The 19,366-nt window shown below is 63.1% G+C and carries 20 protein-coding genes; 8 read left to right on the forward strand and 12 right to left on the reverse strand.

Features of this window, described 5'->3' with window-relative positions; all coding sequences use genetic code 11:
- Nucleotides 1-44 precede the first annotated feature (44 nt).
- The 12 genes from IEV62_RS16735 to IEV62_RS16785 form a co-directional block, all read right to left on the reverse strand.
- On the reverse strand, nucleotides 45-866 hold the full coding sequence (locus IEV62_RS16735) for a universal stress protein (RefSeq protein ID WP_188449524.1): 822 nt from the start codon (nucleotides 864-866) through the stop codon (nucleotides 45-47).
- Between the two features lie 100 nt (nucleotides 867-966).
- On the reverse strand, nucleotides 967-3,534 hold the full coding sequence (gene mgtA, locus IEV62_RS16740) for a magnesium-translocating P-type ATPase (protein ID WP_188449526.1): 2,568 nt from the start codon (nucleotides 3,532-3,534) through the stop codon (nucleotides 967-969).
- Nucleotides 3,535-3,545: 11 nt separating this feature from the next.
- Nucleotides 3,546-5,207: an oleate hydratase gene (locus IEV62_RS16745; protein ID WP_188449528.1), complete on the reverse strand. Its 1,662-nt coding sequence runs from the start codon at nucleotides 5,205-5,207 to the stop codon at nucleotides 3,546-3,548.
- A 149-nt stretch (nucleotides 5,208-5,356) separates the two neighbouring features.
- Entirely contained in the window at nucleotides 5,357-5,587 is a 231-nt protein-coding gene (locus tag IEV62_RS18445; protein WP_373868607.1) for a DUF6920 family protein, read from the reverse strand.
- Nucleotides 5,514-6,062 (reverse strand): DUF6544 family protein, encoded by a 549-nt coding sequence (locus IEV62_RS16750; protein ID WP_188449530.1) that lies wholly within the window; start codon nucleotides 6,060-6,062, stop codon nucleotides 5,514-5,516. The genes IEV62_RS18445 and IEV62_RS16750 overlap by 74 nt, the downstream gene beginning before the upstream one ends.
- Entirely contained in the window at nucleotides 6,055-6,579 is a 525-nt protein-coding gene (locus IEV62_RS16755) for a hypothetical protein (RefSeq protein WP_188449532.1), read from the reverse strand. The genes IEV62_RS16750 and IEV62_RS16755 overlap by 8 nt, the downstream gene beginning before the upstream one ends.
- Entirely contained in the window at nucleotides 6,576-6,857 is a 282-nt protein-coding gene (locus IEV62_RS16760) for a hypothetical protein (RefSeq protein WP_229733314.1), read from the reverse strand. Before IEV62_RS16760 ends, IEV62_RS16755 begins: the two co-directional genes overlap by 4 nt.
- 77 nt (nucleotides 6,858-6,934) lie before the next feature.
- Nucleotides 6,935-7,951, reverse strand: a complete 1,017-nt coding sequence (locus tag IEV62_RS16765) for an Acg family FMN-binding oxidoreductase (protein WP_229733325.1) — start codon at nucleotides 7,949-7,951, stop codon at nucleotides 6,935-6,937.
- 77 nt (nucleotides 7,952-8,028) lie between these two features.
- Nucleotides 8,029-8,448, reverse strand: a complete 420-nt coding sequence (locus IEV62_RS16770; protein WP_188449538.1) for a response regulator — start codon at nucleotides 8,446-8,448, stop codon at nucleotides 8,029-8,031.
- Between the two features lie 83 nt (nucleotides 8,449-8,531).
- Entirely contained in the window at nucleotides 8,532-9,152 is a 621-nt protein-coding gene (locus IEV62_RS16775) for a response regulator transcription factor (protein ID WP_188449540.1), read from the reverse strand.
- Complete coding sequence (locus IEV62_RS16780) at nucleotides 9,142-10,707, reverse strand: PAS domain-containing sensor histidine kinase (protein ID WP_188449542.1); 1,566 nt, start codon at nucleotides 10,705-10,707, stop codon at nucleotides 9,142-9,144. The genes IEV62_RS16775 and IEV62_RS16780 overlap by 11 nt, the downstream gene beginning before the upstream one ends.
- Nucleotides 10,708-10,713: 6 nt before the next feature.
- Nucleotides 10,714-10,851, reverse strand: coding sequence for a hypothetical protein (locus tag IEV62_RS16785; RefSeq protein WP_188449544.1), 138 nt, complete (start codon nucleotides 10,849-10,851; stop codon nucleotides 10,714-10,716).
- 173 nt (nucleotides 10,852-11,024) lie between these two features.
- Here IEV62_RS16785 and IEV62_RS16790 point away from each other — a divergent pair, with 173 nt between their 5' ends.
- From IEV62_RS16790 to IEV62_RS16825, 8 genes are all read left to right on the forward strand, one after another.
- On the forward strand, nucleotides 11,025-11,717 hold the full coding sequence (locus IEV62_RS16790; RefSeq protein ID WP_229733316.1) for a DUF6629 family protein: 693 nt from the start codon (nucleotides 11,025-11,027) through the stop codon (nucleotides 11,715-11,717).
- A gap of 91 nt (nucleotides 11,718-11,808) precedes the next feature.
- The gene (locus IEV62_RS16795; protein WP_188449546.1) at nucleotides 11,809-13,110 is read left to right on the forward strand and encodes a glycoside hydrolase family 130 protein; all 1,302 of its coding nucleotides are present in this window, start codon (nucleotides 11,809-11,811) and stop codon (nucleotides 13,108-13,110) included.
- A gap of 65 nt (nucleotides 13,111-13,175) precedes the next feature.
- Complete coding sequence (locus IEV62_RS16800; protein WP_188449548.1) at nucleotides 13,176-13,457, forward strand: hypothetical protein; 282 nt, start codon at nucleotides 13,176-13,178, stop codon at nucleotides 13,455-13,457.
- A gap of 493 nt (nucleotides 13,458-13,950) precedes the next feature.
- Nucleotides 13,951-16,242, forward strand: a complete 2,292-nt coding sequence (locus IEV62_RS16805; protein ID WP_229733318.1) for a heavy metal translocating P-type ATPase — start codon at nucleotides 13,951-13,953, stop codon at nucleotides 16,240-16,242.
- A 50-nt stretch (nucleotides 16,243-16,292) separates the two neighbouring features.
- A complete protein-coding gene (locus tag IEV62_RS16810) occupies nucleotides 16,293-17,546 on the forward strand; it encodes an MFS transporter (RefSeq protein ID WP_229733320.1) in 1,254 nt (417 codons plus the stop codon).
- 42 nt (nucleotides 17,547-17,588) lie between these two features.
- Nucleotides 17,589-18,158, forward strand: a complete 570-nt coding sequence (locus tag IEV62_RS16815; protein WP_188449550.1) for a general stress protein — start codon at nucleotides 17,589-17,591, stop codon at nucleotides 18,156-18,158.
- Between the two features lie 353 nt (nucleotides 18,159-18,511).
- Complete coding sequence (locus IEV62_RS16820; RefSeq protein WP_188449552.1) at nucleotides 18,512-18,694, forward strand: hypothetical protein; 183 nt, start codon at nucleotides 18,512-18,514, stop codon at nucleotides 18,692-18,694.
- A 190-nt stretch (nucleotides 18,695-18,884) separates the two neighbouring features.
- The gene (locus IEV62_RS16825) at nucleotides 18,885-19,193 is read left to right on the forward strand and encodes an acyl-CoA thioester hydrolase/BAAT C-terminal domain-containing protein (RefSeq protein ID WP_188449554.1); all 309 of its coding nucleotides are present in this window, start codon (nucleotides 18,885-18,887) and stop codon (nucleotides 19,191-19,193) included.
- Nucleotides 19,194-19,366: the final 173 nt, after the last annotated feature.

The following is a 19,366-nucleotide window of genomic DNA, read 5'->3' on the forward strand; positions in this document are numbered from 1 at the left end:
GAGCACGAGACTGCCAACGCCTTTCCTGAGGTCGCATCCGGTTCTCAGTGCGACAGCAGCGCGCATCGAGTGCCGCCCAGCAGCAGGTCCCGGGTCACTCCACCAAAGGCCCATTCATGGGCCGGACTATGCCCAAAGGCACCTGCCACGAGTAGGTCGACCTGATGGCGGTCGGCAATGGACGCGATCTCATCGGCATCATTGCCCTGCGCGTGAACAAGAATCCGGTCGGCCTCGATGCCGTGACGTCCGAGCCAAGCAGCGACCCCTTTTACACTTCTGCGCGCGTTGCTAGCGTCCGGTGCCACTTCGAGGATGACGACGCGCTCGGCTTCACTCAACAGCGGCAGCGCGTCCGAGATCGCCCGGCGGCATTCCCTTGTGTCCTGCCACGCAACCAGAACCCGTTCGAAATTCGACGTCGTTGCAGCCTCGGGGACTACAAGGACGGGTCGCCCGGCGCGCCTGATCAGATCGCCGGTATCGGCCTGCCGCGACACATCCGCGAACAGCCCCGACACGATGCCCGTGACAACCAGATCAGCGCTTCGGGCCTCGACCGCGACAATTTCGGATATCGGCATCGCCGTCGGAAACGAGCGCCATTCCAGGATGTGCGGCTTGATCGCTAGGCAGGTCCGAAACTCGGTCTCCGTCATCTTCAACGCGTCGTCGACCATCGCGCCCTCAACCTTCGCGAGGTCGCCCGAGAAGGTACCGTCCCAGGTCCCGATCTCCACGGGTTCGCAGGCGGCGATGCCGATCACGCCCGCGCCGAACTGGCTTGCAAGCCCGGCTGCGACGGAGAGCACATGGGCGTTCGACCGGCCGGCTTCGAGGTGAACCATCAAATTGGCATAGGTCATCAGAAGTCTCCTGCAAGGCATGCAGGATGGTCGCAGCCGGCGGCGGGAGACAGCGTCGGAAACTACGCGGGCTTGCGTGCGGTTGCGTTGAAGCGACCGGCTAGGCTCCTTTTCCCGGCCGCGTGAGCCGCACTGACTCGATGATCGCGACCCGCTTCAGCAGTTCGGTACAGGTGAGATACGCAAGGACGATCACGCCAAGCGTGGCGGTGACCGCCAATGGCGGTGCCACAAATCCGAACCACCGCGCCACGGGGGTGAAGGGGAGCACCATGGCGACGATCAAGGCACCCAGCGAAGACGCCGCAAGGATCGGGCGTGGCAGGTTGCGCCACGGTCGGCCATTGGTCCGGATCACGAAGATTACCAAGATTTGCGTCGCCATCGATTCGAGGAACCAGGCGGTACGAAACTCCGGCGGCGACACATGGAACAGCAGGAGCAGTCCCGCGAACGTCAGAAGATCGAAGACCGACGACAACGGGCCCATGATCGCCGCGAAGCGGATCAGCGCGCGCATGTCCCAGACCTGCGGCCGCGCCACTACCTCCGGGCGGACTCCGTCGAACGGAATCCCGATCTCCGAGAGGTCGTACAGAAGATTGTTCAGAAGGATCTGCGTCGGGAGCATCGGCAGGAACGGCAGGAACAGGGATGCCACCGCCATCGACAGCATGTTTCCGAAGTTGGAGCTTGCCCCCATCCGGATATATTTGAGGATATTGGCAAACGTACGCCTTCCCTCCTCGACACCGTCGGCCACTACCGCGAGATCGGTGTCGAGCATGATCATGTCGGCCGACGCCTGGGCGACGCCGGCGGCGCCGTCCACCGACAAGCCGATATCCGCCGCCTTCAGGGCTGGCGCGTCGTTGATCCCGTCGCCGAGATAGCCGACGATCGCGCCGCCTGCCTGAAGTGCGCGAATCAGCCGCGCCTTCTGATCCGGCGCGAGGCGGCCATAGGCCTGGATCGTGCGAACCTGTACCGCCAGCGCCGCGTCACTGAGCGCCGTTACCTCCACGCCCGAAAGCACCCTGTCGGCCGCGAGCCCGACCAGGCCCGCCAGCCGCTTGACCACCACTGGATCGTCTCCGGAAAGGATCACCAGCCGGATGCCCGCGGCGTTCAGCCGGGCGATAGCAGCTGCGGCCGACGCCTTTGGAGGATCGGCAAAGGCGCAGAGCCCTTCGAACACGAGATCGGCTTCGTCAGCGGTCTCCAGCGCCCGCGCCGCTCCGGTCCAGGGCCGTGTCGCGACGGCGATCGCCCGAAGACCTTGAGCGGCGAGTTCCGCCACTTTCGCAAGGATGGCATCATGTTCCGCCGGCGAGAGTGGAAGGGTGCGCTCCCCGGCCCGGCCTGAGCTGCACAGCTTCAATATTTCCTCAGGCGCTCCCTTTGCGATCAGCAGGCTACCATCGAGACCGGCCGCGAGCACCGAACCGAGCCGGCGGCCGAAGTCGAAGACGCGCTGCGCCGACAAGGTCCAGCCCCTGGCGGCCTCGGGCATCGCCCTGGTCAGCGCCGCATCGAGCGCCGCATTGCCACCGCATAGGGCTGCGGCGATCGCGCCGAGACGGGAAGGCCGCTCATCGTCCGCACCGTAAGGGCCGATGCTCCGGGCAAGGCTGATCCGGGCTGAGGTCAGCGTTCCCGTCTTGTCGGTGCACAGCACGGTCATCGAACCGAGGTCGTGGATCGAGGCGAGGCGTTTCACGATCACCTTGCGCCCCGCCATGCGCACCGCGCCGCGCGACAGGGTGACCGTGGTTATCATCGGCAACAGCTCCGGCGTCAGGCCAACCGCCAGCGCGACCGCGAACAACAGCGATTGGAGCAGAGGGCGGCCGAAGAAGATGCTCGCGGTCAGGACCACGATCACGAGCGCGATCGTCAGGCGCGCTGTAAGCAGGCCATAGGCGTTGAGGTCACGCTGGAATGGCGAGATCTCGTTCGCCTCGGTCAGCGCCGAGGCAGCCGCGCCGAAGAGGGTCTGACGTCCGGTGCCGACCACCAGCGCAAGCGCTTCGCCGGTCTGCGCCACGGCGCCGCGAAAGATGGCGTTCGACGCCTCGGCCGCGGCGAGGGAAGAGATGGCGCCGGCCCGTTTTTCCACTGGATAGGGCTCGCCAGTCAGCGCCGCCTCGTTCGCCGTAAACGAGCTGCTCTCGAGGATCAACGCATCGGCCGGGATGATATCCCCGGCCTGAACGCGAATGATGTCCCCCGGCACCAGCGCTTCGACGTCAACTTCGGCAAGGGCACCGTCGCGCCGGACCGTCGCCTTCAGCGCGACCGATTGGCGCAAGATATCGGCTGCCCGTACCGCATGACCCTCCTGGAACGTGTCGAGCCCGATCGACAGCACCAGAATGGCGACGATGATCGATCCGCCGACGACGTCGCCGGTCGCGACCGAGACCAGTCCGGCGGCCAGCAGGATCAGCGAGAGCGGCTCGACCAGCCGTTTGATGATCGCGCGGATGGGATTCCGGCCGGCGCTGACGGCATCGGCATTGGGACCGGCCTGCCTGAGTCGCTCGCTGGCATTGGCTCGGCTCAGGCCGTTACGGTCGGTTTGCAGGCTCGACAGCAGCGCGTCAGGCGTATTCGTCCAGAACGGCCGCTCGCCGCCCGCGCCGCTCGAAACGGTGTTCGCTGTCATGAAGGGATCGCTCAGGCGGGATGCAGCGCGGCGGGCACGGCCGCGGACTTGCCGTCGTGGAGGGCGATGAATGCCCTGTAGAGAATACGGGGGTCAAACGTGCCTTTGTAGACAGGCGGCGCCTTCTTTCGCAGGCCAAGCAGTTCGTACACGGCGGTTTGCGCCGACCGGATCGAATATTCGACGGTGAAGACCACATCGTCGGGCAGTTCGCAAAACTGTCCCATGAAGGCGAGGTTGGTCGATCCGCTTGGCACGACCTGCGGACGATCGCCGGCGGCGCGCGGCAGGAACTGGCTGGTGATGAAGGGCATCATCGATGGGATGCACGTCGCGCTGCCAAGGATCTTGTCCGCCTCTGTCAGGATTCCGAGATGCCCGAGAATCTCGGTCATGATCTCCCGGCCGGAACAGGCGGACATCGGCTTTTTTACATAGTCGCCCGGTACATCGACCGTAAGGCCGTACCCCCAGAACACTGCCACGTCTTCGGGCTGGCCGATAAAATGCGGCTGATACGGAATGACGATCGACGCAAGCCATGCCGATTTCGGAAAGGTGATGAGACCGCCTTCGCCCGGCATATTGCCGGTCGCGTCGCGCACGAGGTCGAGAAAGGCCGGATCGTGAAGGGTGGTGGTGAACGAAATCCATTTCGACTGATCGACATGGTCCGAGAAAACCGATGGCCGGCCGAATGCCGGTCGGTCGCGGGCAATTCGCTCCCAGAGCATCCAGGCGCCACCCTTACGCTTGTCGTGCAGCCTGGGCGCTTGGTCCATGCTGCCGGCGTCAGAACCCTCCGTCATCGATCCGAGCGTGACGAACACATAATCGTCCTCGGCGAGGCTCACCGTGCTTACTGCGCCGTCATGCTTTACATCGATGCTCCGCGCCGTCGTTTCCCCATCGCGTTCGTGCAAATGGATGTCAGTGACGCAGCTGGTCAGCTGAAAACGAACGCCGTGGTCGCCCAGCCACTTCTGCAGCGGGCGCACCATCGAATCATATTGGTTGTACCGGGTGCGCATGATCCCGTTCAGGCGGTTGAACCCGTCGACCATGTGCGCGAACCGGACGAGATAGCGTTTGAATTCGACCGCGCTATGCCATGGCTGGAACGCAAAGGTAGTGCACCACATCAGCCAGAAATTAGTGGCGAAGAAGGACGTGTCGAACTGATCGCCGATCGTCGAACGACCCAGCATCGCCTCGGGCTCGATCGCAAGGCGTTCGATGGTGAGGATGTGCCGTTCGGCGAGACCGAATTCCGGCGCGACCTGACGATGGCCGTCGGCGAAGAGCCGGGCTTTGGACGACGTCTCGATCGTCGCGTTCCAGTCGAAGATCTCCTGGGTGACTGTCTTCTCCGCAGCCAGCGTCGGGATCGACGCGAACAGATCGAAGGTGCAGACATATTTGCTCTCGAGCATCCGACCGCCGCGCAGAACATAGCCCTTGTCGGGGAAACCGGTGGCGTCGAGGCTGCCGCCCACCGCGGCGCCCTCGTCGAAGATCGTGATGTCACTCCCCCGGACGTCGCCGTCGCGGATGAGAAACGCGGCAGCAGCGAGAGAGGCAATTCCGCCGCCGACCAGATAGACCTTGCCTTCATGACGCGGCACGGGGCCAAAGTCGTCGGCCTGGTCTGAAGCGTTCGGGTCAACGGACATGGGAATTCCTCACGGCGGTGGTCGCAGCGATCGGGACCCACCTTGGGACACAGGGCATTGCAGCTGCGGCGAAGCGCGCGACAGGATCGGAAACTACCTAGCTCTGTAGGACCCAGGTAGCAGCCGGTTTGCGGTTCGGGAGGGCCGCATCAAGATGCTGAAGTCCAGCTCTCGACCCGGCCTTGCCAATAGATAATTTTCTCTCCGCCGATTTCCCAGGCGATTTCGCCCGCGAATGGGAGCCACCTGCCCAGGTGTTGCCGATACTCGGAAAAGCGCCCGTACCACGGCGTCGGCAGGATGGGTTCAATCACCGAACGCGGGCGATCGGGGGCGAAGGCGGTCGCAATCCGCCCCTGGCTGTCCAGCGTCAGAATCACCTCGACCGCAGTCTCGCCGTCTCCAGCGCCGACGATTATTTCGTCCGCTCCACCCCCCGCGCCAGCGCAGGGAAGGATTCGCAAGGATGGCGTCGGGCGCCCAGGCGAGTTCGGCAAGGTACCGCATCAACTCGCCGCGCACGAGCGCGGGGGTGTGTTCGGCGCGGGCGATCGGGATGATGCCGAGCGCCATGACATCGAGCCGTCCCTCGCCATGATCCAGGGCATCGCGGGCCGATATCATGCCGAACGGACCCGCGTTCGCCACCCAGTCGAATTCGCAGGCTCGTGTCGAGATCGTCTGGGCCGCCGTGAAAGTTATCCACGCTTCTGAATTGAGATTCCGCTTCATCCGCCCCGTCTGCTCGAGGCTGACGCGGACCGGATTATCTTGTGGCTTCACGCCGAGGCGAATCGCGAGATCATACGCGGCGTCGGGGATGTGCAGGCGGTTTTGATATCGGACTTCATTCATGGGGCATCCCTTGGTTTGGGCGAACGAGCACCGACGCGACCCGGGACGCGTTGCCAAGCGCTCCCCGCCCGAGGATGATGATTGCAGAGAGCCAGAGAAACGCCGGAGCCACCAGAAACCAACGGAAATCAGAAACCAATGCGAAGTTGACGCCGCTCATCAGCACTACGGACAGGAAGCCCGCCGCTATGTATGCGCACAACTCCACCCTTTTGGGGCGGCGACCCTGAGCGAGGCCGAAGGCTCCGCTCATCACGAGCACGCCTCCGGCCGCCATTTGCCCACCCATCACGGCAAATACCAGTTGAAGCCACCCTTCGATCCCTGGTGCGGCACCGCGAACTGCCTCGAGCGTCGTTGCCGAGGCTCGCAGGTCTTCCGGAAGAAAGCTCGGGCGAGAGAAGATGAAATAGAGACCCGCGACGACCTGATAGGAGCCCCATGCACCGAGAAGGCCCGCCGCTAACCTGCGATCAAGCCAGGACCGATGCGGCGCAGGATCACTGCGCCTTTTCATTGCGCCGCAGTCAGCCACCGAGCGAGCGTGAAGACGATTCCGGTTCCGAACAGCGTGCCGAAGATCGGCTTGGTCCTGGCCGCCAGCCAGACCGGAAGATAGATGTCGAAGTTGGGTCGTGTGTCATCGGTGTACCGCGCCGCGATACCGTCAAGCGGACAGCGCCCGTGATTCAGGCCAAGCACGGCAACCTCGACCAGAACGATGGCGATGGCCCATGCAGCCCCGATAAAGTTCGATGTCCCGGCAAACGCCCAGATCGCGACGATCGCGCACACCAAAAAGGCCCAAATTAGGGTGTGGACCACCTTGACCGCATGAAGTGATCCGTTTCGCGTTCTCAGCTGCGCCTCGGTCACAAGAGCATGACTGAATCGACCGGGCGGCGCGGTGAATAGGGAAGTGGCGCGCCGTGCCCGAACCGCATGACGATATCAGGCCTCCTGCCGGGCATCCCCACTAGGTCGGCGAGTTCGGGCCTGAACGCTGCGACTTCGACCGGCTGGTTGATAAAGGCATGCTTCAGTCCGAGCGCGGTCGCCCGCAGCGCAAAGCGCTGGCATGCCCGTCCGACCGCCACCCAATGTGCGGGGTCCGCTTTCTCGGCCAGGAACACGGCAATTCCGGAGGACGACCGTATCTGGCGTGCGTAAGTCTCATTCTGCGACTGCGCCGTCGCCAGCCAGTCAAAGGCAAGCGGACCGAGCCAATCGGGCAGAGTCGGATTGCCGGTCGCCACGCTGTAGAGCCCGTCGCCGGTTCGCAGCGCCTGCCGCGGATTGAAGCGCAGCCATGACTTGAGTTCCCGGAGAAACGCCGCGTCAGCCATCTGCGCGCTGTTGCCCGCCACCACGAGATCCCGCAATCGTTCGACGCGGAACTGGTCGGTAAGGAGGACCAGATTGACTCCTGGCACGGTGGCCGCTTCAGCCAGTCGGCTCAGATCGGCCGGGCTGACGGGTCGACCGTCATAGTCGGCACGGGTCGACTGGCGCCTGGGAATGGCATCGAACAAATCGGAAGGGGTGGCCTGCCCTGCTGCTGAAGAGAAGATGACCGATCCGCCATTGGCGGGATCGAAGCCGAGCGTGCCCGGGTAACCGCGCGCGGCAGAAGCCAGCGAAAGATTCTCGGCCGCCGCGCCCAAACTGACGAAAAGGTGATGATCGTCGGGATCGACGACAGGGGTGCGTCGCGAAAAGTCCGGCAGGATGTCGATGCGCTGATCGCGAACGCGGAACTTCCACGGCTGAGTGTTGTGGCCATTGGGCGCGAGGGTCGCGAACCGAATAAGATCGCGGCTGAGCGCCGGGTCCGCAAGCGGGGCTCGTGACGAGGCAATCTCCTTGGCATATTCCGACGAATTGCCCATGCCCAAAGCGGCAAGATACACCGCGCTGCCACCGAGGGCCGCAAGGGCTCCTCCGCCAACTAGCATTTGGCGTCTGTTCATTGACACGCCTCGCGTCTCGATAATCTCGGTGCCAGCGCGGCGCGAATGGCCTCGAGCAGCGGTCGATCCGCCACCGTCTTCAACAGGAGCGTGTCGCCGTCTCGTTCGGCGTCCCGAGCGATGCTGTCGGTGACGTCGATGCTCCGCAACAGGATAGCCGTCCCGCGCCAGCCCTGGATCCGCAGGCTCTGAACAAGCTCGATGCCGCCCAGCCCGGGCATATCGACATCGACGACGAGGCAGGCAGTTGCACGCGCAAGCGGGTCGGCGATCAGGGCGGCACCTGTCGCATAGGACCGGACGTCGAAACTCTCGGAGCGGAGCATCAACTGGCGCTCGCGCCGTACGGCCGCATCTCCATCGACGAGCGAGATACCGATCCGAGCGATCGGCTCCTCCTTTACCAGAGCGTGCATCTGATGATCTTCCTTGTTCCCGCGCGCACGGTGGGAGCAATCAGAGGCTGCGTCTGTAGGTAATGGGCGCAATTGAAGACAGCCTATCCGCGTTCCCCCAGCCCGGCGGCAAAGGCGATGCGAAGTACCTCGGAAAGACTTCGGGCGTGAAGCTTCACCATGAGGGCGGCGCGGTGCGCTTCGACCGTGCGTATCGAGATGCCGAGCTCGTACGCGGTGATCTTGTTCGGCTGTCCCTGCACGATACCCTGCAGGACGTCACCCTCGCGAGGCGTTAGCGCTGCGAGCCTGATGACTGCTTCAGCGGCATCGAGGTGGATCCGGTCGGCGTCGTCGACGCGGCGAAAGGCTTCCTCGATCGCCGCCAGCAGCGCTGCCTTCTGGAACGGCTTTTCGAGAAATTCCACGGCGCCGGCCTTGATGGCGCGCACGGCCAGCGCAACGTCGCCGTGCCCGGTCAGCATGATAACCGGCATTTCGATGCCACGCTCGGACAGCCGCCGCTGGACTTCGAGCCCGTCGAGTTCCGGCATCCTGATATCAAGGAGCACGCATCCGCGCGTCTCGCGATCGGCGTCGGCGAGGAACGCGACGCCGGACACATATGATTTGACCACATAGCCATTGGTTCGCAGCAGGAACCCTGCGGACAGACGGATTGCCTCCTCGTCATCGACGAGGTGGACGAGGTGTTCAGCCGGCATCAGCGTTCTCCGGGTCGGCGCGAACCAGCGTGAAATGGAAGGAGGTGCCACCGCCCGGGGCAGGCGTCGCCCAGATCCGTCCGCCATGCGCCTCGATGATCGTGCGGCAGATCGAAAGGCCGAGGCCCAGGCCGTCTTCCTTCGTCGTCGCAAAGGCTTGGAACAGGCGGTCGGACATGTCCGCCGCGATGCCCATGCCGGTGTCGGTCACGGTCACCTGGACACAGCCTGCGGATTCCCGGGCGGTAGTGATTGTCAGCTCGCGCGTCGGACAATCCTGCATCGCCTGGAGCGCATTGCGGATGAGGTTGACCAGGACCTGCTCGACCTGGACGCGATCGACCAGCACCTGGTGCGGCTCGGGGTCCAGCGACATGATGACGCGAACGCCGGCTTCGTGTGCGCCGATCAGTCCCAGGCTTGCCGCCTCGTGGACCAGCGTGTCCAGTTTCTCGGACGCGCGGCCGACCTCTCCGTGCGCGACGAATTCGCGCAGGCGGCGAACGATATCTCCCGCGCGCAACGACTGACCCGCAGCCATATCCAGTGCCTCGCGGATCATTTCGAGTTCCGGCGTCCGCGCATCGGCCAGCATGTCGCGCGTCGTCTCAAGATAATTTGCGATGGCGGTCAGCGGCTGGTTCAACTCGTGCGCCAGCGTCGAGGCCATCGTTCCCATCGCGCTGAGGCGGTAGATGTGGATGAGCTCCGACTGCAGCTCATGCAGTCGCTGCTCGGTCAGGCGGCGCTCGGACAGGTCGCGGATGAAACCGGTGAAGATGCGCTGACCGCCACTCGACGTCTCCCCGACCGCCAGTTCCATCGGAAAGGTCTCGCCGTTGCGGCGCAGCCCGACCGCGATTCGCGTGCTGCCGATGACGTGTCGCTCGCCGGTCGCCCTGTAGGTCGCAAGATATCCGTCATGCGTGTCCCGGTCGGCCCTGGGCATCAGCATCGCGACGTTTTCACCGAGCACTTCGGCTTCGGCATAGCCGAACAGCTTCTCCGCCGCCGCGCTGAACGAAGAAATGCGGCCATGTTCCTCGATCACGATCATCGCGTCGGGCACCGTCGCCAGGATCGAAGCGAGATGCCGTTCCCGTCCCGCAAGCGCCCTTTCGGCGGATTTCTGTTCTGTGATGTCGCGCACCACCTTGCCGAAACCGCGCAACTTGCCGTCGTCATCGTACAGCGCGGTGATGGTGATGTTGGCCAGAAATTCCGAACCGTCCTTGCGAACGCGCCAGCTCTCTTCCTCGACCCGGCCTTCCGCGTGCGCACGCGCGAGGTCGGCGGCGGGCTTGCCCGCCGCGATTTCCTCGGCCGGATAAGACCTCGAGAAATGATGACCGACGATCTCGGCCTCGGTCCATCCCTTGATCCGCTCGGCCCCGCGGTTCCAGATCGTCACCCGACCCTCGGGATCGAGCATGTAGATCGCATAGTTGGTCGCGCCGTCAATCAGCAGGACCAGCTCGTCGGCGGATGTTGTCACGGTCCGTCGGGGCGTATCCGATCCGCCGGCAACCCTGGGATGCTGCGAAGCTTTCGGCATCGCTGATCAGTATAGCATCCGGTGCCCGTAAGCGACGACCAACTGAATCGTCATCATCAGCGACAATATCGCCAGCCCGACCGTCGGCCGGTGGAACGACGCGTTTGATGAAGAGTCCGGCCGCGTCATTGACGATAGTTGCATTGGGTCGCTCCCGTGTCGCTCGTTCCGATCTATCTCAGGGTCGGGTCTCGGGGGATATTGGTGGAACTACGCACGCTCCCGCGTAGTTTCCGAATGTATCGCGTCTTCTCGCGCCAGATTACGCAAACTCACATTCGGCCGGGGACGGCTCTCTCCAACCCGGGCGAAACAGAATGTGCTTTTCCGCCACCGCCAGCTTCACCGCCGGAGCCGGGCTTTTGATTATAGGTCTCGTGACGGTACGCCGCGCTCGTACGGCTGCGGAGTTGCCGTTTGCCCTGGTTCCCGCGCTGTTCGGCGTTCAGCAGCTCATCGAAGGCGCACTCTGGCTGACCTTCCCGGACAAGGATCCGCTGCTCAACGTCGTCCTGACCTATGCCTATTCTGTTTTTTCGCACGTATTCTGGCCGATATATGTGCCGGTCGCAGTGATGTTGATTGAAGGCACGAATTGGCGACGCAAGGCCACGGTGGGAATCGCGGTGGCAAGTGCTGCAGCCGGGATGTATCTACTCTATGCCTTGATAACCCAGCCAATCGTCGCCCAGGTGATCGGTCACCACATTACCTATGTGTCTCCGCACTTCTACGGGACCGGCGTAATGGCCCTCTACCTTCTGGGAACTTGTATCAGTCCGCTTTTTTCGAGCCACGCGATGGTGCGGGCATTCGGGGTTGCGGCGTTCATATCGTTCGTCGCCGCATATGTTTTTTTCGCACTATGGTTTATATCCGTCTGGTGCTTCCTGGCGGCAGTGATGAGCGGGTTCGTCCTTCTTCATTTCTCGCGTCCACTTCCTGCCTGGAGCGGACGCAAGGCACCGCTGCCGTCACCCCGGCAAGCGGGGACAGCGGTCATTAGGTAGTTTCCGACCCTCGCGACGGTCCGGCCAATGAAGTCATTGACCCTACGTTTCCGAGATATCTCGGCCGCGCAATGATCCGGCAGAGGTGATTATGGCGAACGACGACCTGGCGACGCATTTGCCGATCGTGCTGCGGCCCGATCCAAAACGGGTCGTGATCCGCCCCTTCGTCCCCGCCGACGATCCGCCGCGCTTCGCAGTTGGGGTTGTTCCCCGCGCCCAGCGGATCGCCGACCGCGTCATGGCGCTCAGCGGTGCCGACCTGAAGGTCGACCTCGAGCGGGTCACGGCAGGGCTGTCCGAGCACCACCGCAATGTGAACATGGTCCTCCAGCGACGGTTCCACGAAGTCAACGGGCTGCTGATCGATCATTGTTCGGTCGCTGAGGAGCAGGCTCTCCTGATCGGCGCCTATTTCAGCGAGGAATATGCGTTCGAGGCGGCGGCCTTGTTCAACCCGAGCATCGTCGCTCACCCGGATCAGTCAGGCGTGCGACCAGGCGACGTGCGCTTTATCCTGTCGCTGCGCGGGGTCGGCGAAGGCCATGTTTCGTCCGTCACCTTCCGCACCGGAATCTGCGGCGCGGACGGCACCGTCACGGTCGATACGCCCGGTCTGCAAGCAGTCGCGCCGCGGATCGAGAACATCCCGGGCGGCGCACCCGATGATCCGGGCGTACGGCTATTCTGTGAAGACAGCCGTGACCTTTCCGAGGTCGTGATCTTTCCGATGACGATCAACCAGCGGCACGGAATAGAGGATGTGCGCCTTGTTCGATTTGTCGATGACGATGCCAACGTCACCTATTTCGGAACATACACCGCCTTCAGCGGCGAAGCGATCCGACAGGAACTGCTGCGCACGACCGATTTTGTGACGTTCGAGCTGACTGCCCTTCGCGGTGACGCCACCGCCAACAAGGGAATGGCGCTCTTCCCGCGTCGGATCAAGGGTCGATACGCCATGCTCGGACGCCAGGATCACGAGAATATCTGGCTTCTGACGTCGGACGATCTTTATAACTGGGAGGGAGGGACGCGGGTTGTGTCGCCCCGTTGGGACTGGGAGTTCGTTCAGATTGGCAACGGCGGCTCGCCAATCGAGATCGATGAAGGGTGGCTGGTCATCACACACGGCGTCGGCGCAGTGCGCAACTATTGCCTTGGGGCCTGCCTGCTTGATCGCGACGATCCCACGAAACTGCTGGCGAGAACGACTTACCCGCTGCTTCAGCCAAGAGTGGAAGAGCGCTACGGCTATGTCCCCAATGTGGCCTATACCTGCGGCGCGATGGTCCATGGCCGTACGCTCATCCTTCCCTATGCTCTGGCCGACAGCTTCACGACCTTTGCAACGGTGCCGCTCGATCGGTTGCTCGCGGCAATGGCGTAGGTAGTTCCCGAGCCTAGTCGCCCGGACTGCGAATCGGCACTTTCCCGTTGAACAGGAGAGAAGATATGACCGCAATCATTGCAGTGCCACAGGCGAGCAGACTCGACATCGTGCGTTGCGCTTCAACAGGTGCGTTCGCCACCCTTCTGATATTTCTGGTCTGCTGGATTGCGACCGCACTGCATACGCCGCTGGCGCACAGTTTCATCTCGCTCTTCACCGTGCAGCCCGTCGGATCGACCGACGCGTTGTGGATGGGGAGCCTGAGCGCCTTCCTCTTTGGCGGCGTCGCAGGCGCCTTTGTCGCGCACTGCTATAATCTCGCTGGCCGCTTCCTGGGGCGCTGACCGCCCCGATGCGCCAATTTCGTGGATCAAAGACCCATCCCGCCGACCCAGCATTCGTGATGAGCGGCAACGCCAACAGGAGAACAGCCATGTCGATCGAAAGCGATATTTCGTCCGATTCCGGTACCGCCCATGGTTGCTGCGGTGGCGGCGCTAAAGAAACAAAAACGGCTACACCAGCCGCCGCGCAGCCGGCGGTCGCGACATCGCCGGACGCGACGCGCGACGCTCCTGCCCCCAAGAAATCGGGATCTTGTTGTGGCAGCGGCAGTGCCAGTGGCCAACACCAGTAGGGCGATCCTGCGAGCCCGCAGCCCCGCTGTTGGGCCGTAACGACGATCGGTTGCAGCCTGTGCTCACGGAGCCTCGGCCGGTGGCCAGCCCCGTCGGGTAACAGTCGGCAGCCGTAATCAGCGAAGCGTTCAGAGAGCAGGCTCAAGGCCGGTCAACGACCGTCAGTACTGGTGAGGGTTCGAGCATGGGTTTCCATCGGTTGAGCGAAGCGCTCGACAAATCTGCGGGAAAAGCGATGCCAGAAAGTTCCAGTCCAAAAAGATCGACCGACGGGATGGATATGCCGCGAGGCCGTGCGGCGGCGCAGGATGCGCACGCTGCATCGGCGGGCGAGAAGACGGCGCGGGAAGCAGCAAGTCCGGACGAGGAAAACGCGACACCTACGGGGCCGGTCACCGCTGCGGACCATGACGAAGATCACAAAGCGCAGAACATGAGCAACGGCGACACCATGGCCAACGAAATGGGCCATGGTGGCGGCCAAACCCTGGCAGCCATGGTTCGCGACATGCGCAACCGCTTCTGGATCGCGCTCGCGTTCAGCGTCCCGGTCTTCATCCTCTCGCCGATGGGCCTGGATTTCCTCAAGGTTCCTGTTCCGTTCGGACTGAGACTCGAACTGGTCCTGTTCGTCCTGGCGAGCGGTGCGATCCTTTACCCGGTCTGGCCGTTTGTCGTTGCCGCCTATCGCGCCATCCGGGCGGGCATCGCCAATATGGCTGTCCTCGTCGTCCTGAGCGTCGGTACCGGCTACCTTTTCAGCGTGGGAGCCACGTTCATCTGGGGTGGCCAGAACTTCTACGAGGCCGCGGTAATCCTGCTCGACTTCATCCTGCTCGGACACTGGCTGGAGATGCGGGCGAGAGCGGGTGCTTCCACGGCGATCCGGTCACTCATGGATTTAGCACCGCCCAAGGCGGTGGTGCTGCGCGACGGTAGGGAAGTTGAGATCGCGACCTCTGAAGTCGTTGCCGGCGATATCGTCGTGATCCGGCCCGGCAACAAGATCCCTGTCGATGGCGTCGTGCTGGAAGGATCGTCCTCGGTCGATCAGTCCATGCTCACGGGCGAGTCGATGCCGGTCGACAAGAAGGTCGGCGACACCGTCATCGGTGCGACGATCAACAGGAGCGGCACCTTTCAATACAAAGCGACCAAAGTCGGCGCAGACTCGGCGCTCGCGCAGATCGTCAAGCTCGTCCAGGACGCCCAAAACTCTAAAGCGCCCGCGCAGCTTCTGGCGGACCGCGCCGCGCAGTGGCTCGTCCTGGCGGCGATCATCATGGGCCTGGGCACATTCGTCGTCTGGTACTGGTTCCTGGGGCAAACTCTTCTATTCGCCGTCAGTCTCACGATCACCGTGTTCGTCATCGCCTGCCCCGACGCCCTCGGACTTGCGACACCCATGGCGATCATGGTCGGCACCGGCCTCGGCGCACTGAACGGGATGCTCTTCAAGAACGCGTCGGCGTTGGAAGACGCAACCAAGCTGAACGTCATTGTCTTCGACAAGACCGGTACGCTGACCATGGGTCAGCCCGAAGTCGTCGAACTGGTCGTCGCTGCCGGAATCGACGAGCGGCAGCTTCTCGCAAACGCAACCGCCGTGGAGGCGGGCTCCGATCATCCGTTAGCCCAAGCGATCATTCGCCGTGCAGCGGGCATCGCGGCGCCCAAGGCCTCGGACTTCATGAACATCGAAGGCAGGGGCGCGCGGGCGAACGTTGACGGGAAGACGGTTCTGCTGGGCAACAAGCTTCTCATGGCGGACAACGGGATCGATCTCGGCGAGCTGAGCGCGAAGTCCGAGGCGCTCCAGGGTGCCGGAAGGACGGTTGTTCACCTCGCGGTCTCCAGCAAACTTATCGGCCTGCTTGCGATTGCCGATGCCGAGCGGCCGACCTCGAAGGCTGCCGTCGCAGCACTGCGCGAGCGCGGTCTCGAGGTGATCATGATCACCGGTGACAATCAGGGGACCGCAGCGCGCATCGCTAAGGCCATGGGCATTGATACTGTGCTTGCCGATGTTCTGCCCGGCGACAAGGCCGGCAAAATCAAGGAACTGCAGGCACAGGGCAAGAAAGTTGGTATGGTCGGTGACGGGGTCAACGACGCACCCGCGCTAACTCAAGCCGATGTCGGCTTCGCGATCGGCGCCGGCACCGACGTCGCCATGGAAAGTGCCGATATCGTCCTGATGAAAAGTGATCCGTTCGACGTGGTGGGAGCGATCGAACTCTCGCGCGCGACGCTCAGAAAGATGCATCAGAATCTGTGGTGGGCGGTCGGCTACAACGTGATTGCGTTTCCGCTCGCTGCCGGCGTGCTCTACCCATTTCTGCTCGGACCCAGCATCGCTGCGCTGGCGATGTCGGGCAGCTCTGCTTTGGTCGCGATTAATGCTTTGCTGCTGAAGCGCACCAGGTTGACCGGGATCGTGAGTCGACAACCGGTTCGGCAATCCAATCCGGCAGCGAGCGCGGCATCGTGACAGCGACCGTCCCAGTGAGCGGTGTGCCGAACGCCACCATGGCGGCCCTGATGCTTTCGGTTTTCACGATTTCGCTCGGATTCGGCATCGTGTTGCCATCGCTGCCCTTCATGATCGAGCGGTTGCTAGGCTCAGCCGGCAGTGCAGCGCAGGTGTCGCATGCGACAGGCCTGCTCACTGGCTTCTACACGCTATCGCTGTTCCTGTTTGCCTCGCCCTGGGGTCGCCTGTCCGATCACTTTGGCCGCCGATCGATCCTGCTGATCGGGCTGTTGGGATTTAGTGCGACGATGATGACCTTCGCTTTCATCGAAGGCCTGCGTGCGATCTATGCCGAGCGCTTCGTGAGCGGGATGTTCGCCGCAGCCGTTACGCCAGTAGCACTCGCCACGATCGGCGATCTTGCCGCCACGGAAGCAGTGCGCGCGCGCCGGCTGACCTTCGTCAGCCTCGCCGGCATCGGCGGGTTTCTGCTGGGACCGATGTTGGGCGTGTTCGTGACGCGCGGCGCGAGTATTTTGTTTCCCGACCTCGGCGGCATGGGGCCGCTTGGAATTCCGCTTGTAGGAATTGCGCTGCTGGCCCTGGTCGCCGCCTTGGCAATGGCGCTGACGGTTCCGAAGACCACAGTAGGCGATTTTGGACAGCAAAATAAGGTCGTTATCTCGCGCCCTGCCAAGCGGCTTGTACTAAGGCTGCTAGCGCTCTCGTTCATCGTCTCGGTCGGAATCGGCGTCTTCGAAGTCGGTCTGGCATTGCGCGGGAAACAGGAGCTCGGTCTGTCGCAATATCAGATCGCGACGATGTTCACCGAATGCAGCCTGGTGATGCTTGTCGTCCAATCCGTCGTCTTCTCCCCGTGGATCAGGCCCGAAACGACGCGCTGGCTCATCGCCCCCGCATTCGCGATCCTCGCTGCGGGAATATTTCTAGTCCCGCACGCACCGACTTTCCTGCTGATGCTCACGGTCATCGGAGCGGTCGCGGCGAGCGCCGGGGTGCTTTCACCGATTCTGACCTTCTGGATATCGAGCAAGGCCGGAAAGGCACAAGGCGCGCAACTCGGCAAGCAAACCGCCGCCGCAAGTCTGGGCGCTGCCTTCGGGTCGGCCGCGGGTGGGCTGCTGTTCGACGTATCGTGGCTACCCGACGCTTCGTTCGCAATTGCCGCCGCGCTCTCGCTCGTTGCCGTCCTGCTGAGCCTGCATCTTCCGAAGCTCCTCGTCGATCACATAGCTCGGCAGAAGACCGAGCCGCCTTCCGCGAGCTCTCCCCGATCCAGGCATTCTGCCGTGCCCGGATAACGCGCACCCATTCCAAGCAATTCAACACCGAAGGAAACCATCATGTCAAAGAATCACGCGATCGTCGCCGTTTTCGACAGTCATCAGGCGGCTGAAAAGGCCGTTCGCACGCTCTCCGAAGGCGGGCTCGACATCAAGCACTTCAGCATCATCGGCAAGGGATTCCACAAGGAGGAGCAGGTCCTAGGCTTCTATAACGTCGGTGACCGCATTGCCTCTTGGGGCGGGACCGGCGCATTCTGGGGTGGCTTATGGGGATTGTTTGCGGGTGGTCTCTTCATGGCGGTCCCGGTTGTGGGACCGGTGATCGTGCTCGGACATTTTGCCGCGATGGTGTTAGCTGCAGCTGAAGGCGCTGTAGTCGTTGGAAGCCTGGGCGCACTCGGCGGCGCGCTGTCCAGCCTTGGCATCCCCGAGGATAGCGTGATCCAATATGAGACCGCGCTGAAGACTGACAGCTTCTTGCTGATGGCCCATGGGTCGGTCGAGGAAATGGCGCAAGCCAAGTCACTTCTCGACTCGACCTCGCCCACCCGTGTCGATCTGCACCGCGAGGTGACAGAGATGACGGACATTCACGCAGTACGTGCACCGGTCGAGACAGCAGACTAATTCACGCGGACAGCGCGCCTCTCACGGTCGAGGGTAGGCTGTCGCCAGCGCACGGCAAGGGAACAACGCAAGCATAGAGTGTTGCGGGTCTCCCACGTGAGCGGCGTGCATAGCGAGCGTACGTGTGCAAACCATTCGACTTGCGCGCCAAGCAGAGCCAACGGTAATCGCATCGAGTCGATGAGGGAAGCACGCTCGACCCGCCCGGACGATGGTGGTTGTCCGGTCTTATGGTGGCGGGACTGGCACTATCGCCGGTCTACGCGGAGACCACCGCTATGACATAACTTACCGACCCCTCTTCGATCCTGCTGTCGACCCTCTCGCAACGTGAGGGTGGTAGCCTGCATCCATTGCCGACCACGCTCACCGCGCCAAAGCCTGCGATCGCCAAGTCTGTCGCCGCGCTGCTCAACCGCGACCTTGCCGAAGAGCGCGAGATCAACGATCCCGCGAGCGTCGCACGAGCCGATAGTGATCTGCGTTACCGCGTGTTTGTTATCTCGGTCAGGCTGGGCGCGATCGGGGCCAGGTAGGGCGAGCCGGTGTCGCTGCTGTTCATTTTGCTCGCACGAGAATCAGATGACATCAGATTGATCCATACCGGCATTGCGGAGATAGTTACGGCATTCGTCTGGGCTGAAGGCGTCGAGCAAGGAGCCGACGCGGCGCCAGGTTGCGTCGTGGGTATGGGCCGGTAATGCGTCGTGAGATCACCAGCACGGAATGCACATCCGGGACCGCGCCGCGGCGAGCCCGGCGATCGTTAAGGCAGCGACGATCCCCATCGAACACAGCGCTGCTCGATTGTTGTTGCTGTCGGTCTGCGCAAATGCGGTCTGGTATTCGACTGCAATGTCCCGCGGGATCGTCGCCCGCCGCCGGGCCGCGAGCCGCGCCACCGAGTGGCTAGACTTCCCCGCGACAGGCCATTTTATTTGCGGCACAGGCGATCAGCCCACCCGCGACGCGGCCGGCGGCGACAGTGCACAGGCCGGCGGCACCGCCGATGCCGCCGGTACAGCGAACAGCTAGGCCTGGGACGCAACGCTTCGCTTTCTTGAGCGCTCGTTGCGGTGAAGTGGAAGTGGAAGTGGGAATGACCCATAGCACGAAGCCGCTGCGCGGCAGTGGAGTTTGCGGTGAGGTAGCGCGCGTGCGCTGAGGTTTGGTCCCGCGGAGGCGGTGGCGGACGATGGAGTTCCTTC

This window comes from Sphingomonas psychrolutea, from assembly GCF_014636175.1.
Classification (GTDB): domain Bacteria; phylum Pseudomonadota; class Alphaproteobacteria; order Sphingomonadales; family Sphingomonadaceae; genus Sphingomonas; species Sphingomonas psychrolutea.

What these genes read in the sequence shown, in the direction of transcription:
- IEV62_RS16755 (WP_188449532.1), bottom strand. Translation starts at nt 6,579, where the DNA reads ATGAAAAGGCGCAGTGATCCTGCGCCGCATCGGTCCTGGCTTGATCGC.
- IEV62_RS16800 (WP_188449548.1), top strand. Translation starts at nt 13,176, where the DNA reads ATGACCGCAATCATTGCAGTGCCACAGGCGAGCAGACTCGACATCGTG.
- IEV62_RS16825 (WP_188449554.1), top strand. Translation starts at nt 18,885, where the DNA reads ATGCACATCCGGGACCGCGCCGCGGCGAGCCCGGCGATCGTTAAGGCA.
- IEV62_RS16810 (WP_229733320.1), top strand. Translation starts at nt 16,293, where the DNA reads ATGCTTTCGGTTTTCACGATTTCGCTCGGATTCGGCATCGTGTTGCCA.
- IEV62_RS16770 (WP_188449538.1), bottom strand. Translation starts at nt 8,448, where the DNA reads ATGCACGCTCTGGTAAAGGAGGAGCCGATCGCTCGGATCGGTATCTCG.
- IEV62_RS16795 (WP_188449546.1), top strand. Translation starts at nt 11,809, where the DNA reads ATGGCGAACGACGACCTGGCGACGCATTTGCCGATCGTGCTGCGGCCC.
- IEV62_RS16745 (WP_188449528.1), bottom strand. Translation starts at nt 5,207, where the DNA reads ATGTCCGTTGACCCGAACGCTTCAGACCAGGCCGACGACTTTGGCCCC.
- IEV62_RS16815 (WP_188449550.1), top strand. Translation starts at nt 17,589, where the DNA reads ATGTCAAAGAATCACGCGATCGTCGCCGTTTTCGACAGTCATCAGGCG.
- IEV62_RS16775 (WP_188449540.1), bottom strand. Translation starts at nt 9,152, where the DNA reads ATGCCGGCTGAACACCTCGTCCACCTCGTCGATGACGAGGAGGCAATC.
- IEV62_RS16790 (WP_229733316.1), top strand. Translation starts at nt 11,025, where the DNA reads ATGTGCTTTTCCGCCACCGCCAGCTTCACCGCCGGAGCCGGGCTTTTG.
- IEV62_RS16780 (WP_188449542.1), bottom strand. Translation starts at nt 10,707, where the DNA reads ATGCCGAAAGCTTCGCAGCATCCCAGGGTTGCCGGCGGATCGGATACG.
- mgtA (WP_188449526.1), bottom strand. Translation starts at nt 3,534, where the DNA reads ATGACAGCGAACACCGTTTCGAGCGGCGCGGGCGGCGAGCGGCCGTTC.
- IEV62_RS16785 (WP_188449544.1), bottom strand. Translation starts at nt 10,851, where the DNA reads ATGCAACTATCGTCAATGACGCGGCCGGACTCTTCATCAAACGCGTCG.
- IEV62_RS16765 (WP_229733325.1), bottom strand. Translation starts at nt 7,951, where the DNA reads ATGGGCAATTCGTCGGAATATGCCAAGGAGATTGCCTCGTCACGAGCC.
- IEV62_RS16750 (WP_188449530.1), bottom strand. Translation starts at nt 6,062, where the DNA reads ATGAATGAAGTCCGATATCAAAACCGCCTGCACATCCCCGACGCCGCG.
- IEV62_RS16735 (WP_188449524.1), bottom strand. Translation starts at nt 866, where the DNA reads ATGACCTATGCCAATTTGATGGTTCACCTCGAAGCCGGCCGGTCGAAC.